The organism is Agrobacterium sp. 16-2014-1-2a (assembly GCF_053522705.1).
Genome location: NZ_JBNWBX010000012.1, coordinates 118,948 through 133,324, shown reverse-complemented (window position 1 = coordinate 133,324; position 14,377 = coordinate 118,948). Strand labels below are relative to the sequence as shown.

The window sequence follows — 14,377 nt, the reverse complement described above, 5'->3', positions numbered from 1 at the left end:
CCGGCAGGGTCTCGACCCTGCCGGTCCATCACATCACCCACCGATTTCACCACGACCGAAAAGCTGGTTCAGAACCTGCTCTTCAAGCCGCGCGAATTCCGGGGTGCCGTGTCGGCGCGGACGCGGCAGTTTCACATCGAGATCAAGGGCGATGCGCCCCTCATCAATCACGACGATGCGGTCTGCAAGTGCGACGGCTTCCGAAACATCGTGCGTAACGAGAACGGCGGTGAATTTCTGCTTGCGCCAGATGCGCTCCAGCAGAAGCTGCATTTCGATGCGGGTGAGCGCATCGAGCGCCCCGAGGGGTTCATCCAGCGCCAGAATTTGCGGATGCGCCACCAGCGCGCGTGCCAGCGCCACGCGCTGCTTCTGGCCTCCAGACAGGACATAGGGCCACTCGCCCGCCCGGTCCTTTAGCCCAACCTCTTCGAGAATGGCAAGCGCCTGCTCGTTGGCCGCCTCACCTTTGGCGATGCCGGTCAGTCCCACGGATACATTGTTTGCGATCCGCTCCCATGGCAGAAGGCGCGGCTCCTGAAACATCATGCGAGTGCGGCTCGATGCGTCTTTCGAAACGGTGCCGCTTGTGGGCGCATCAAGACCGGCCAAGATACGCAGAAGCGTGCTCTTGCCGCATCCACTCTTGCCGATAATAGCCAGAAACTCGCCTTCCCGCACATCGAGATCGATGCCGCGCAGAACCGGTTTATCGCCAAAGGCCTTGGTCACATTGCGGAAGCTGAAAGCGACCTTGCTGTCGTTCTGCTTGCCGCGCTGTTCAACCTTGGTCTCTGCCCCGGAAGGGGAGGATGATGGGGCATCGGGGCGTCTCAACGTCGTAACATTGCTGGTCGACATGGGTTACCTCAGACTTTCTTGAAGGCTGGATGCCACTGCAGGAAGATGCTTTCGAGGAAGCGGGCGAAACTGTCCGCCAGCTTGCCAAGAAGCGCGTAAATAAGGATCGACAGCACGACGACATCGATCAGCAGGAACTCGCGCGCCTGCATGGCCATGTAGCCGAGGCCGGAAGAGGAGGAAATCGTTTCCGCCACGATAAGCGTCAGCCACATGATGCCGAGCGCATAACGCAGGCCGGTGAAAATGGACGGCAGCGCGCCGGGCAGGATCACCCGCCGGAACAGGGTGAAGGACGACATGCCATAGGTACGCCCCATCTCCACCAGTTGCGGATCGACCCCCTGAATGCCGAGCAGCGTGTTGATGTAGATGGGGAAAAACACTCCGAGTGCCACGAGGAAAAGCTTTGCCTCCTCGTCGATGCCGAACCAGAGGATGACGAGCGGAATGAGCGCCAGATGAGGGATGTTGCGGATCATCTGCAGCGTCGTGTCGGTAAAGCTGCGGGAAAACCGCGACAGTCCGTTGGCCAGCCCGAAGATGAAACCAATCGCGCCGCCAACGGCGAAACCGGCCAGAGCGCGAGCGGAGCTGACACCGATATTGGCGATGAGTTCCCCTGAAAGCAAAAGCCGCCAGAAGGCTTCCGCGACGGCAGAGGGAGCCGGCAGGACGTTTGCCGAAATGAGACCGACGCGGGCAGCAAGCTCCCAGCCGGCAAGAATGATGGCAGGAAGCAACCAGCCCGTGATGCTTCCAGCCTCGATACGCCTTCTGATGCTCATCGCGAAGCCCTCCGTATCCGGGATCAGTTGGTGGCGCCTGACCAGACGGCATCCTTGATGCTGATCTGCTTAGGGATCAGGCCCAGGCGATAAAAGCGGTCGGCAGTTTCCTGCTGGCTGGCAATGATCTTGTCATCGATTTTCGAAATACCGAATTCTGAACGGTTCGCAGCCAGCGTCTGCGCTTCCAGCGGTACACCTGTCACCTCATGCAGGGCTGCCGCAACCTTGTCGCGGTTGGCGGCGGACCATTTGGCCGCCTCGCCCAGGGCATCAAGCGTGATATTGATGGTGTCGGCATGGGATTTGGCATAGTCGCGGTTGGCGAGGAAATAGGTACTCACATTGAGAACCTCGCTGGTGCGGGCCAGAGTGACGGGCTTATAGCGCGTCTCGGCAATTGCATAGAACGGATCCCAGACGGCCCAGGCGTCGATCTTGTCGCTGGCAAAGGCTGCCGCCGCGTCAGCCGGGCTGAGATAGACCACGTCGATATCGCTAAATTTCAGGCCGTTCTTCTCAATTGCCGCCACCAGCAGATTGTGGGCGCTTGTGCCCTTGCCGACGCCGACCTTCTTGCCCTTCAGATCGGCAACCGACTTTATACCGCTCTCGGGCTTGGTGAAGATCGCCTCACCCTTACCGTTCGAGGGAAGAGCCGCAACGTAAACGATGGCCGAACCGGCCGCCTGACCAAAGATTGGCGGCGCATCGCCCGTCCAGCCGACATTGATGGAGCCAACATTCAAGGCCTCCACCAGCGGCGGGCCTGCGGTGAATTCGACCCACGAAACCTTGACGCCCTTGGCCTCAAGCGCCTTTTCGATGACGCCCTGTTGCCTCGCGATCACCGGCAGGCCGGTTTTCTGATAACCGATCTTCAGCTCTTCCGCCGCCTGCACCTGCAAGGGCAGCACGGATAATGCAGCGGCAACAAGAAAACTGGCGGAGAGGGCACGACGGGTAATGGCTGGCATCTTAGCTCCTTGTCGCCGACCCCCTGGGGCCGGTTTGCGATATGGAGCAATGCTAGGGTTTTCGATGAAAACGATAGAGAGAGGATAATTCAATATGAGCGATATTGCGGGAATAAAATTCCGCAGAGACGCCTCTTTCCCGCAAATCATCGCAGGAGGCATTACCAAGCCTGCTTAACAGACGAATGCCGGTGCGGACTGGCCGCACCGGCATGATGGATCAATATCGCTATCGAATGCGCAAACTTGCGAAGCGATTTACTCGATATCGAAGGAAACGCCCTGCGCCAAAGGCAGCGCCTTGGAGTAGTTGATGGTGTTGGTGGCGCGGCGCATATAGGCCTTCCATGCATCCGAACCGGATTCGCGGCCACCGCCGGTTTCCTTTTCACCACCGAATGCGCCGCCGATTTCCGCGCCCGAGGTTCCGATATTGACGTTGGCGATGCCGCAATCCGAGCCTTCCGAGGACAGGAAACGTTCCGATTCCTGAATGTCACGGGTGAAGATCGACGACGACAGACCAGCGGCAACGGCGTTATGCGCGTCAATCGCCTGATCGAGATCGCTGTACTTCATCACATAAAGGATCGGCGCGAAGGTCTCTTCCAACACCGGCCCCGCCTGTTCAGGCATTTCGACAAGTGCCGGCTTTACATAATAGGCATCCGGCGCACCCGTATCCACTCGCCCGCCGCCATTCACCACGCCGTCATGCGCCTTGGCCGCTTCGAGCGCCTTCTGCATGCCGTCGAAAGCCGCCTTGTCCACCAGCGGTCCGACAAGCGCCGATGTTTCGAGCGGATTGCCGACGGAGACGGAGGCGTAGGCCTTTTTCAGACGCGGCACGAGCTGGTCGTAAACACTGTCATGCACAAAGAGACGGCGAAGCGTGGTGCAGCGCTGGCCGGCCGTGCCCATGGCGCCGAAGGCAATGGCGCGCAGCGCCATGTCGAGATCGGCAGACGGGCAGACGATGCCGGCATTGTTGCCGCCCAGTTCCAGAATGGCGCGGGCGAAGCGCTTCGCCAGACGCGGGCCGACATCGCGGCCCATGCGGGTGGAACCGGTGGCAGAAACCAGGGGAACCTTGGGGTTGTCCACCAATGCTTCACCAACGGCGCGGTCGCCGATCAGAAGCTGCGACAGCCCTTCCGGCGCATCGCCAAAACGGGCTACGGCACGTTCGAAGATGCCCTGAACCGCAAGTGCCGTCAGCGGGGTCTTTTCAGATGGCTTCCAGACCACCGAATTGCCGCAGACTAGCGCGAGCGCCGCGTTCCACGACCAGACCGCGACCGGAAAATTGAAGGCGGAGATAACGCCGACAACGCCGAGCGGATGCCAGGTTTCCATCATACGGTGGCCGGGGCGTTCGGTGGCGATGGTGAGGCCGTAAAGCTGGCGGGACAAACCGACCGCGAAATCGCAGATATCGATCATCTCCTGCACTTCGCCGAGACCTTCGGACGGGACCTTGCCCGCTTCCAGCGAGACGAGCCGACCGAGATCTGCCTTGAAGGAGCGCAGTTCTTCGCCCAGAAGCCGGATCAGTTCGCCACGGCGCGGAGCAGGCACGTTGCGCCAAATCTTGAAGGCGGCATCGGCCTTGTCGACCACGGCTGCGACACCCTCGACCGAAATGGTCTTGAGGCTAGCGATCTGTTCACCCGTTACCGGGCTGAACGACGCCATATCGCCGCCGGTATAAAGATCGCGGGCGACGCCCATTCTGTCGAGCAGGGCCGCGGCTTCCTGTTTCACGTCAAGCTTCGTGGTCGCATCCATGTCAAATTATCCTTTTTGGCTCAAAGGGGAGGAAAGGCCGTTTTTGATACGTCGCTTTCAACTCCCGTCGCTGTTCTTTCCCCGAATTTATCATTTTGTGAAACGGGGCCTCCGTCGAAGCCGGCAAAACACCATTCCATTCTTTCCCGTAATCATATATGGCCATAACGACCCTTTTCCAATGAGGAAAGCGGGTAAGTTGATGCGAGAATGGTATGGATCCGCGCAGAAGACTGGTCCCTGATATCGTAACCCTGCAAGCATTCGAGTGTGCCGCAAGGCATGGGAATTTTACCCGTGCGGCGGAAGAACTCAACCTCACGCAAAGTGCGGTCAGCCGGCAGATCGGCGAACTCGAGGCGCAGACCGGAATGCAGCTTTTCGAACGCATCCGCCGGCGCGTCGTCCTGTCGGAAGCGGGTCGCAAATTCCTGCCAGACGTGCGGCGCCTGTTGCAGCAATCCGAACAGCTGATGGTGCGCGCGGTCTCGGCCGGAACATCTCATGCATCACTTTCCGTCGCCACCCTGCCAACCTTCGGCAGCCGCTGGCTGATGCCGCGTCTGCACCGCTTCATCGACGCCAACCCGGAAATGACCATCACCATAGGCTCGCGCTCGCACCCCTTCGATTTCGATGAGGAAGGTTTCGACCTCGCCATCCATTACGGCCAGCCGGTCTGGGCGCACGGCACCTGCACCTTTTTATGCAACGAAGTGATCGTGCCGGTCGCCAGCCCCGCTCTGCTTCAGCGCGCGGGAATGAGAGAGCCGGAGGATTTTAACCGCCAACCGTTGCTGCACGTGACCACACGGCCGAAACTATGGACTGAGTGGCTGGAGATGAATGGGGTAACGGCGGAGAATGCCTATAGAGGCAGCCGTTTCGACCAGTTTTCGATGATCATTGAAGCAGCCATAAGCGGCATTGGCTTTGCCCTTCTGCCGAAATATCTGATCGAGGCGGAACTCGTCTCCGGCCGTCTCGAAATCGTCTTCGACATTCCACTGCAAACCGACAAGAGCTATTACGTCGCCCTGCCGGAAGGGCGGCAGGACAATGTCCTTGCCCGCGCCTTCCAGGCATGGCTTCTCGATCAGGTCGGCAAGCCGGCCTAGATATTCACACAGTGCCGCCGATGGAAACCTCGTCAAGCCCCGGCAGATCGGGGCCGACCGGCACGATCCGGGTCGGATTGAGCGCCTTGATCGAATAATAACCGCGCTTGATGTGGTCGATATTGACCGTGTCACGCACGCCCGGAATGTTCAGCACCCGCATCATATAGGCCTGCAGGGCCCGATAGTCGGCAATGCGGCGAAGGTTGCACTTGAAGAGGCCGTAATAGGCGGCATCGAAACGCACCAGCGTCACGAAAAGCCTGACATCCGTTTCCGTCAGGCGATCGCCGAAGAGGAAGGGACCGCCTGATGCCAGGCGAGTTTCAAGTTCCTGAAGTGTCGCGAAGACGTCGGCAAAGGCTTCCTCATAGGCAAGCTGAGTGGTGGCAAAACCGGTTCTGTAGACACCGTTGTTGAGGCGGGGATAGATATGGTCGTTGAGCGCATCAATCGCGTCCCGCAGATCTTCCGGATAAAGATCGATGTCGTTATCGGCCAGATCGCCGAAACCGGAATTCAGCATGCGGAGAATGTCGGCGGATTCGTTGTTGACGATGGTTTTCGTCTTCTTGTCCCAAAGAACCGGAACGGTGGCACGGCCGGTATAATGCGGATCGGCGCTGGTATAGGCTTCGTGCATATAAGCGAAGCCGTTCAGCCCGTCGCGATCCGAACCTGGATAATCGCCGAATTTCCAACCCTCGTCGGAGAGCGCCGGCTCCACAATTGAGACCGAAATGACATCCTCGAGCTTCTTGAGCTTGCGGCCGATCAGCGTGCGTGAGGCCCATGGACAAATCAGCGCGACGTAGAGGTGATAGCGCCCGGCCTCGGCCTTGAAGCCGCCTTCTCCCGTCGGGCCTGCTGAACCATCAGGCGTTACCCAGTTGCGGAACCCGGATGTCTGGCGAACGAAACCACCCTTCTTGTCGGTCGCCTGCACCGGGTGCCATTCGGCGGTCCACTTTCCATCCACGAGCATTTTGGGCTCTCCATTCATCTATCGATGAAAAGCTAATGGGGCCGTCTGCACCCACCCCGCAAGCCGCGCTTCGGTTGACGCACTGTTTCCGATCGATGGATGACTTCAAAGCCGATTGCGGAAAAACGGATTCCAGCGAACCGTGCCGAGCCTGATCCTTTCGCGGATCATCGTCAGAAGTCCCGATGCGGCGATGACACCCAGCCCAAGCACCGCGATCGCATCCGGATATTCGTGGAAGAAAGTCATGCCGATCGCCACGGCCCAGAGGATCTGAGAATAATGCGAGGGGGCAATCTGGCTGGCCGGCGCGATACGTGTTGCGACGAGCAGCGTTATCTGTCCCGTCGCCGTGCAGAGGCCGATGAAGGCAAAGGCGGCGAACTGGTGCAGATTGGGCATGACGAACTCGGGAATCGAGGCAATCCCGTTGAAGGTGAGGCCGTAGACCAAAAGCACGCCCATTATCGAGGTGCGCTTCTCCTTGCCCGCAAGCGAGCGGAGCAGCACAATGGTCATCGCCGCCAGGAATGCGACACCGATGGCTGCGACGTGCCCGAGTTCCAGCGCCTGGAAGCCGGGCCGCACGACGAGCAGAACACCGACGATGCCGGCCAGAACGGCCGCCCAGCGCCATGGCCCTATATCTTCCTTCAATACGACAGCCGACAGCACTGTCACAAACAGCGGTGAGAGAAAGATCAGCGCATAGGCTTCGGCCAGCGGAATGGTTGTGAAGGCATAGATACCGAGAATACCGGCGAACAGGCCGGAAATCGCCCGCCCGTGCACCGCAAACGGACGGCTCATGCGCCAGAATTCACGCCACCTTTCCTCACGCGGCTTGCTGAAGAAGATGAAGATGCCGGAAAACAGGATGCTGAAGAAGCCGATCTCGAAAACGCTGATCTGTGATCCAAGCGACTTGATCGTGGCATCGCCCAGGGAAAAGGTCGCATAAGCGAACAGACCGAGCAGAAAACCCTTTTGCATTTGAACTTCCCCGAACAGCGACCGCAACGCAAAGCGCACCCCGGTCGCTTAAAGCAACCCGGACGCCCCTTAAGGGACAGACAGTCTGGCAGATTTGATCCTCACCCTATGGCTAGACCCGGCTACCTATGAGTGCAAGCCGCAAAAGCCGCAAAAACACCCGATCCGACCGCATCGATGCAGATGGCCGCAAGGTGCGGCAAATTTGTCCCGCCGACGCCATCATATCACCGTCACGGAAAGAGGTTAGCCCGTGTTGATCGTGGCGCTTGGCGGCAAGCGTGAAGGCGGCTAAACAATGTGGTGTGATTGCACCCGCTGATTTCGCCTGAAGCTTGCTGCGCGAACATCGCCTCACGAACCGAAAGGAAGAAGAATGCGGATAGTGATGATCGGTGCCGGTTATGTCGGCCTTGTTTCCGGTGCGTGTTTCGCCGATTTCGGCCATGACGTGATCTGCGTGGACAAGATGCCGGAGAAGATCGAAGCGCTGAAAAGCGGCCATATCCCGATCTTCGAACCGGGTCTGGAGGTCATCGTTGCCAACAACGCCAAGGCGGGCCGATTGAGCTTCACCACCGATCTCTCCTCCGCGGTTGCCAATGCCGATGTCGTCTTCATCGCGGTCGGCACGCCCTCGCGGCGCGGCGACGGCCACGCCGATCTCGGTTATGTCTATGCGGCGGCGAAAGAAATCGCCCATTCGCTTGAAGGCTTCACCGTCATCGTCACCAAGTCTACCGTTCCCGTCGGCACGGGGGACGAGGTGGAACGCATCATCCGCGAAGAAAACCCTTCGGCCGATTTTGCCGTGGTTTCCAATCCGGAATTTCTCCGGGAAGGCGCGGCCATCGAGGATTTCAAGCGACCGGACCGCATCGTCGTCGGTCTTTCCGACGAGCGCGCCCGCCCGGTGATGACGGAGGTTTACCGTCCGCTCTATCTCAACCAGTCGCCTTTGCTCTTCACCACCAGGCGCACTTCGGAACTGATCAAATATGCCGCCAACGCCTTTCTGGCGATGAAGATCACCTTCATCAACGAAATGGCGGATCTGTGCGAAAAGGTCGGCGCCAATGTTCAGGATATTTCGCGCGGCATCGGCCTCGATGGCCGCATCGGCGCGAAGTTCCTGCATGCCGGCCCCGGTTATGGCGGCTCCTGTTTCCCCAAGGATACGCTGGCGCTTGCCAAGACCGCACAGGACTATGACGCGCCTGTGCGGCTGATCGAGACCACCATCGCCATCAACGACAACCGCAAGCGCGCCATGGGCCGCAAGGTCATCAACGCAGTGGGTGGCGACGTGCGCGGCAAGAAGATCGCCGTCCTTGGCCTGACCTTCAAGCCCAATACCGACGATATGCGCGACAGCCCGGCGATTGCCATCATCCAGACCCTCCAGGACGGCGGCGCCAAGGTGGTCGGCTACGATCCGGAGGGAATGGTGAATGCCCGCCATGTCATCGAGGATATCGACTATGCCAGCGGTCCCTACGAGGCTGCCGAAGGCGCCGATGCCGTCGTGATCGTGACGGAATGGAACCAGTTCCGCGCACTCGATCTGCCGCGCCTGAAGGCCATCATGAAAAACCCCGTTCTGGTTGATCTGCGCAATATCTACCGCACGGACGAGGTCACCGGGCACGGCTTCGTTTATGCCGGCATTGGCCGCCCACACGACAGCAGTTCCGACAAGGGCCAATAGCGGTTTCGGCTTCGAAGTTTCATTAAAACGGTTTTTGCGCTTCGGTTCGGCCGCAAACGCACCAACGGATTTGGGATATAGTCATCATGCGTTATCTGGTTACCGGCACCGCGGGCTTCATCGGTTTTTACGTTACCAAACGGCTGCTCGATGCCGGCCATTTCGTAACCGGTTTTGACGGCATGACGAAATATTACGATGTCAGCCTGAAAGAAAAACGCCATGCGATCCTTTCCCGCTCCAACGGTTTCAGGGCCGAAATCGGCATGCTGGAAGATACGGATGCGCTGAAGCGCGCGGCAGAGGCTGCCGAACCGGAAATCATAATTCACCTCGCCGCGCAGGCGGGTGTTCGCTACAGCCTCGAAAATCCACGCGCCTATATCGATTCCAATCTCATCGGATCGTGGAACATGCTGGAGCTTGCCAAGAACCTGCGTGTCAAACACCTGATGCTGGCTTCGACTTCCTCCATCTACGGCGCCAACGAAAAAATACCCTTTGCGGAAAGCGACAAGGCCGACGAGCCGATGACGCTTTATGCGGCCACCAAAAAATCGATGGAATTGATGGCGCACAGCTACGCTCATCTCCACAAATTGCCCACCACAGCCTTCCGTTTCTTCACGGTTTACGGGCCGTGGGGACGGCCGGACATGGCGCCAATCAAATTCGTCGACGCCATCTCGAACGGCGAGCCGATCGATATTTACGGCCAAGGCAATATGAGCCGCGACTTCACCTATATCGATGACCTCGTTGAAGGTATCGTCCGGCTGAGCCAGGTCATTCCGTCCGAGGAAAACCGGGTAACTGAGGAAGGCGTCACCGACACGCTGTCGCACCACGCACCGTTCCGCATCGTCAATATTGGCGGCGGCCAGCCGGTAGAGCTGATGCACTTTGTCGAAACGGTCGAAAAGGCGGTCGGCAGGCCGGCAATCCGCAACATGTTGCCGATGCAGCAGGGAGACGTCCCCCGCACCTTCGCTTCACCCGATCTTCTGAGAGCCTTGACGGGCTATGTGCCGCAAACCCCGGTCGAGGAGGGCATCAAGGCCCTCGTCGCCTGGTATCGTGACATGCAGTCGACAGAGCTGCGCGAATAAATCAAAGCGTCGCTAGAAGACGATTGGAAAGCATACCGCCGGAGGCGCTCTGCATGGCGATCTTGGTTTCCACGGCTTCGATGATCGTATCGCTGAAATCGACATCGGTGAGGTCGCGAATGTTGGAAAGACCGCCGGGCGAAAACACGTTCACCTCCAGTATCTTGTCGCCGACAATATCAAGCCCGACCAGGAACATACCGTCTTCCACCAGCTTGGGCCGCATCATTTCGGCAAGCGCCACGATCTCGTCCGTCACCTTCACGGCCTCGGCAGTGCCCTTGGCGTGAATGTTGGAGCGCAGATCGCCTTTTGCCGGAACGCGGCGCAAAGCCGCGTATTGTCCGTCGCGCATTAGAGGCTTGCCATTCATCATGAAGAACCGAATATCGCCATCCTTGGCGGCCGGCAGATAGGCCTGTGCGATTAAGTAACCTTCGAGACTGACCGCCTCGAAAATCTGGTTGAGATTGGCCTCCTTGCTGGAGCCGATCTTGAAGACGTTCTTGCCGCCTGAACCCTGCAGCGGCTTGACGATAACACCCTTAGGGTGGGTATCCGCAAATGCGCGGATTTCATCGACATTGCGCGAGATGATCGTGGTCGGGCGTACGATTTCCGGAAAGCTCTGGAAATAGAGCTTGTTCTGCGCCAGCGCCAATCCTTCCGGGTCGTTCAAAACCACAACGCCGCGCTGTTCTGCCAGCCGCCCGAACAGAATGCCGGCATGCACCGCCCATGGCCGCGTCGTCTGATCCAGCGAGGGATCGTTGCGCAGCATCAGCGCGTCGATTTCCTCTACATCCATGGTACGCCGTTCCAGTGCTTTGTCCTGAAGTGCAGCGTGAAAAGCATCGGCTTTCTTGTATTTGGCCTTCGGTAGAACGGTGGCGTGTACGGTCAGGCTATCATCCGAGCGCAAGGTAAAATCGCCAGGCGTCAGATACACCACCTCGTGACCGCGATTGAGCGCCGCCATGGCCAGCAGGCCGGTTGCGAAAGTAGGCCCCTCAGTTTCGATGGAATTGACGAAAAATGCGATACGCATAAGCCCCTCCTGTAATATTACAATGTCGCCAGTTCAGCGATGGATAATCCGGCCCGTATCTTTTCCAGCCGCTCATTGGCCTTGGCCGGCAGCAGAAAAGCGGGACGTACGCCCGGCGGACGCAAGAGGCCGCGCAAGGCAAGCTCCTGCATCACCGGGAAATGGGCAGCGGCAATCTTGCCCATCCAGAACGGATCGAGCGCGCCACCCTTGCGCAGATGCTCCAGCACCTCCGCAAGCCCACGCAGATAGATCGCGTCCTTGGAAAGACCGCCGCCACGATAGATGCGCAAAACCATGTTGAAGGCGCCAGCCTCGTCGAAACCATGATCGCGGGTCATAGTCCGGAACGTCTCAACAAAAGTCGCGCCGTCCAGCATGGCGGCGCAGCCGACGACACGGCCGGCGATCAGCCGCAGGCGCTCGCGCGTCATGCCGCCGGCCAGATGTTCCGCCAGCACCGCCAGCCCTTCCTGCACGCCCTCGTAACCGGAAAGGCCGGTGCGGAAGAGCCGGAGGCCCTGAAACGAACCGTTGAAATAGGTGAGGAGATGCACGCCGATCTCATGCGACAGCAGCGCCTCGACCCGGCGCTGTTCCATGACGGTGTGGCGAGAAATCAGGAGCTTCTCGCCCGTCACCATCAGGCCAGGCGGCAGGTCATCCCTGATCTCGACACGCGCCTTGAATTCGGGCTCCTCTGCCAGATAGGTCTCGATCATCTCGCGCGATTTTTTGGCGACCGCATAACAATCGACCATGGCGATTTCGCCGCTCTCATCCTTGCGTGGGCAATCGGCAAGCACCTTGAGCGCCAGCGTCAGAAGCGCGGGTTCGACGGCACCGTAAAGGGCGCGGGAGAAATCGGTGAAAGTACGGCGATGCAGATTGGCGAGCATGGTCAGTTGCAGATCGATCTCCTGCTGTTTCTCCCGGTAGAGATGATAGAGCACCGGGTCTTCCAGATGATCGAAAACGACGGAATAGAGCTTGCGTTTCTGCTCCTCGACGTCAACGCCGAGCGGCCGGTAAAGCAGGCGCGGCGCATATTGGAAGCTGCCGTCGCGAAATTCCTCGAAGGCCCGGCGGGCATTGATCGGCGTCACGGACAGAAGAAAATCAAAGGACGAGACGATGTCGTCTATTGAGCGATCGGCGCGTCTGACGGCATCAACGAAGGCCTTGCGGCCGAGCGCGCGATGGCTGGTAACCTTGAGTGCATCTTTACCGGCAGCGAATGACGAGAAGGCCTGAAGGCCGGCATCGAAAATATCCGCAATCATCGTCTCGCGCAGGCCGGGATAATCGGCGCCGGATTCAGGCTGTCGGTAGATCGGCGCGAAACGCACGCTGATGCAGGGAAAATCAAGCCCGGCATTTTGAAATCTGAGGATCGGATCGGCATCCGGTTCCGGCCGGGTTATGCGGGGCGTGCGGAAACGCACTTCGGCATCACAAACCGCCTTAATGAAAACACGGCGGGCACTTTGCGTTTCCGGCTCAGATGTTGCCGAGACGGAAACCTCATAATGCGGCAGGAAAGGTGAATCGTCAGCGAGCAGAATGTCATGTTCCAGTTCGCCGACATCGAGAACCATGAAGGCGCCGAAACGTTCGCGCATGGCCATGCCGACGGCTGCAATCAGGGGTGCAGCCTCCTGAATGCTCGATGCGATCAGATAAGATGCATGCGCAGAGGCGATATCGCGGGCCGCAAGGTCCTTCGTGCCACCGGTCAGATGCAGGCAAAGAAACGGCAGCGGCCGGTCGATATGCAGCCGGCCGTTCTTTCCGACATCACGACGGACGGCTTTGCCGGCCTCAAGGCAGGCGACGACATCGTCTACCAGCTCGATAACCGGTAACGGTTCACTACGCGCCGCGGAGACGTTCATCGCCGCGCCCTCAGGCACTCTTCGAGTACCGGCTGAAGTGCGGTGATAGCGTCGCGAATATCGGAAACAACGCGCTTATCCGGCTTACCGGTCCACTCGTCCATGAAGAATTTCTTGAACTCCACTGCGATGGCGCAGCCGTTCTGCGCAAAACGCTCGTGAATAAACCGGGTCTGCTCACCCTTGCCCTGAAAGGCGACGTTCTCGCGTACATCAAGGCGGCGTCCGCCGATGGTGGCTGTCGCGAAATGATGGCCCACCGCACTGACGACGTCACTCCAGCGGCTGCGATCCATGGAAAATGTGCCGATATTGATATCAGGCGCTTCCGCCTGTGGCGTTGGCGGCGCTGTAGCGCCCTGCCGGCGATGATTGTAGCTGTGTATGTCCAGCACGACAAAAGCTCCATGCCGCCGCTCGACGGTTGAAAGAACTGCTTCGAGCATTGCGTAATAGTCGGCGTGAAAATCGAGCGATTGTCGGGTGGCTTCTTCCGGCGGCTCCTGTTTCCAGACCTCCAGCCCCCAGGATTGTTCCGGTTTCAGATAAACTGCCTGATCGGCGGAACGGTTGAGATCGATTTCGAAACGTGAATGGTGAACGACAATGCGGTTTGTCATCCCCGCGATCATCTCGCCGGTAAAAGGGTCTTCCTCTCTCAGCCGCTGGTCGGCGGAAAGAGCCATCAGCGAGGCTATGTCCGGGCGAATGAGATGACCATCATGAATGGCCGTGCCGATGATCGGTGAATTGCCGAAGTCGATCGACCAGAAACCCTTGTTTTCGTCGTTGCCGCGGCACTCGCCGTCACTGTGTCTGGCTGTCATGCTGCCTCCCCTGCGTCTGGGGTAAAACAGCACGACTTGCCGGTTTGTTCCGATAAAAATTGCGCGCGATACATTTGTCCTCGGCAAGAATCCGCCTGAAAAAATGCGGAACCATACCGGAAAGCTTACGTTGTTCTGGCAGGAGGGCCGCCGTGTCAAACGGACACGATGGCGCTGAAGAACATCGGGATTTTTCCGTTTTCTCCCGGTGGCCAACGAAATGGCAGCCGAGCTTCTTACCCATCCGGCGCCCTCCGTCCCCGCTTTCCACGCACAAGGA

General features: G+C 58.9%; 13 protein-coding genes. 3 read left to right on the top strand and 10 right to left on the bottom strand.

The window, feature by feature from the left end; translation table 11 throughout:
- Window positions 1-33: 33 nt before the first annotated feature.
- The 4 genes from ACQZ45_RS25430 to amaB all read right to left on the bottom strand — a co-directional run bounded on the left by ACQZ45_RS25430 (window position 34) and on the right by amaB (window position 4,414).
- Window positions 34-861: an ABC transporter ATP-binding protein gene (locus ACQZ45_RS25430; RefSeq protein ID WP_111828528.1), complete on the bottom strand. Its 828-nt coding sequence runs from the start codon at window positions 859-861 to the stop codon at window positions 34-36.
- An 8-nt stretch (window positions 862-869) separates the two neighbouring features.
- Window positions 870-1,649, bottom strand: coding sequence for an ABC transporter permease subunit (locus ACQZ45_RS25425; protein ID WP_013762127.1), 780 nt, complete (start codon window positions 1,647-1,649; stop codon window positions 870-872).
- A gap of 23 nt (window positions 1,650-1,672) precedes the next feature.
- The gene (locus ACQZ45_RS25420) at window positions 1,673-2,626 is read right to left on the bottom strand and encodes an aliphatic sulfonate ABC transporter substrate-binding protein (protein ID WP_333704561.1); all 954 of its coding nucleotides are present in this window, start codon (window positions 2,624-2,626) and stop codon (window positions 1,673-1,675) included.
- A 258-nt stretch (window positions 2,627-2,884) separates the two neighbouring features.
- Window positions 2,885-4,414 carry an L-piperidine-6-carboxylate dehydrogenase gene (amaB, locus tag ACQZ45_RS25415; protein WP_013762124.1) on the bottom strand — a complete coding sequence of 510 codons (1,530 nt, stop codon included), beginning with the start codon at window positions 4,412-4,414 and terminating at the stop codon, window positions 2,885-2,887.
- 215 nt (window positions 4,415-4,629) lie between these two features.
- Between amaB and ACQZ45_RS25410 the strand changes: the two genes are divergently transcribed.
- On the top strand, window positions 4,630-5,532 hold the full coding sequence (locus ACQZ45_RS25410; protein ID WP_004432029.1) for a LysR family transcriptional regulator: 903 nt from the start codon (window positions 4,630-4,632) through the stop codon (window positions 5,530-5,532).
- Between the two features lie 4 nt (window positions 5,533-5,536).
- Here the strand turns inward: ACQZ45_RS25410 and ACQZ45_RS25405 are convergent, their stop codons facing one another.
- Window positions 5,537-6,517, bottom strand: coding sequence for a glutathione S-transferase family protein (locus ACQZ45_RS25405; protein ID WP_333704559.1), 981 nt, complete (start codon window positions 6,515-6,517; stop codon window positions 5,537-5,539).
- 105 nt (window positions 6,518-6,622) lie between these two features.
- Window positions 6,623-7,510 carry a DMT family transporter gene (locus tag ACQZ45_RS25400; RefSeq protein ID WP_333704558.1) on the bottom strand — a complete coding sequence of 296 codons (888 nt, stop codon included), beginning with the start codon at window positions 7,508-7,510 and terminating at the stop codon, window positions 6,623-6,625.
- A gap of 376 nt (window positions 7,511-7,886) precedes the next feature.
- Between ACQZ45_RS25400 and ACQZ45_RS25395 the strand changes: the two genes are divergently transcribed.
- Complete coding sequence (locus ACQZ45_RS25395; RefSeq protein ID WP_013762121.1) at window positions 7,887-9,218, top strand: UDP-glucose dehydrogenase family protein; 1,332 nt, start codon at window positions 7,887-7,889, stop codon at window positions 9,216-9,218.
- An 86-nt stretch (window positions 9,219-9,304) separates the two neighbouring features.
- Window positions 9,305-10,327: an NAD-dependent epimerase gene (locus ACQZ45_RS25390; RefSeq protein WP_333704557.1), complete on the top strand. Its 1,023-nt coding sequence runs from the start codon at window positions 9,305-9,307 to the stop codon at window positions 10,325-10,327.
- 1 nt (window position 10,328) lies between these two features.
- Here ACQZ45_RS25390 and ACQZ45_RS25385 read toward each other — a convergent pair whose 3' ends face one another.
- From ACQZ45_RS25385 to ACQZ45_RS25370, 4 genes are read right to left on the bottom strand one after another with little or no spacing between them, the layout of a single operon-like run.
- Window positions 10,329-11,375 (bottom strand): glutathione synthase, encoded by a 1,047-nt coding sequence (locus tag ACQZ45_RS25385; RefSeq protein ID WP_004432010.1) that lies wholly within the window; start codon window positions 11,373-11,375, stop codon window positions 10,329-10,331.
- 17 nt (window positions 11,376-11,392) lie between these two features.
- On the bottom strand, window positions 11,393-13,270 hold the full coding sequence (locus ACQZ45_RS25380; RefSeq protein WP_333704556.1) for a flavohemoglobin expression-modulating QEGLA motif protein: 1,878 nt from the start codon (window positions 13,268-13,270) through the stop codon (window positions 11,393-11,395).
- Window positions 13,267-14,097, bottom strand: a complete 831-nt coding sequence (locus ACQZ45_RS25375; protein ID WP_035199962.1) for an N-formylglutamate amidohydrolase — start codon at window positions 14,095-14,097, stop codon at window positions 13,267-13,269. Before ACQZ45_RS25375 ends, ACQZ45_RS25380 begins: the two co-directional genes overlap by 4 nt.
- Entirely contained in the window at window positions 14,078-14,341 is a 264-nt protein-coding gene (locus ACQZ45_RS25370; protein WP_333704555.1) for a hypothetical protein, read from the bottom strand. The genes ACQZ45_RS25375 and ACQZ45_RS25370 overlap by 20 nt, the downstream gene beginning before the upstream one ends.
- Between the last annotated feature and the right edge of the window lie 36 nt (window positions 14,342-14,377).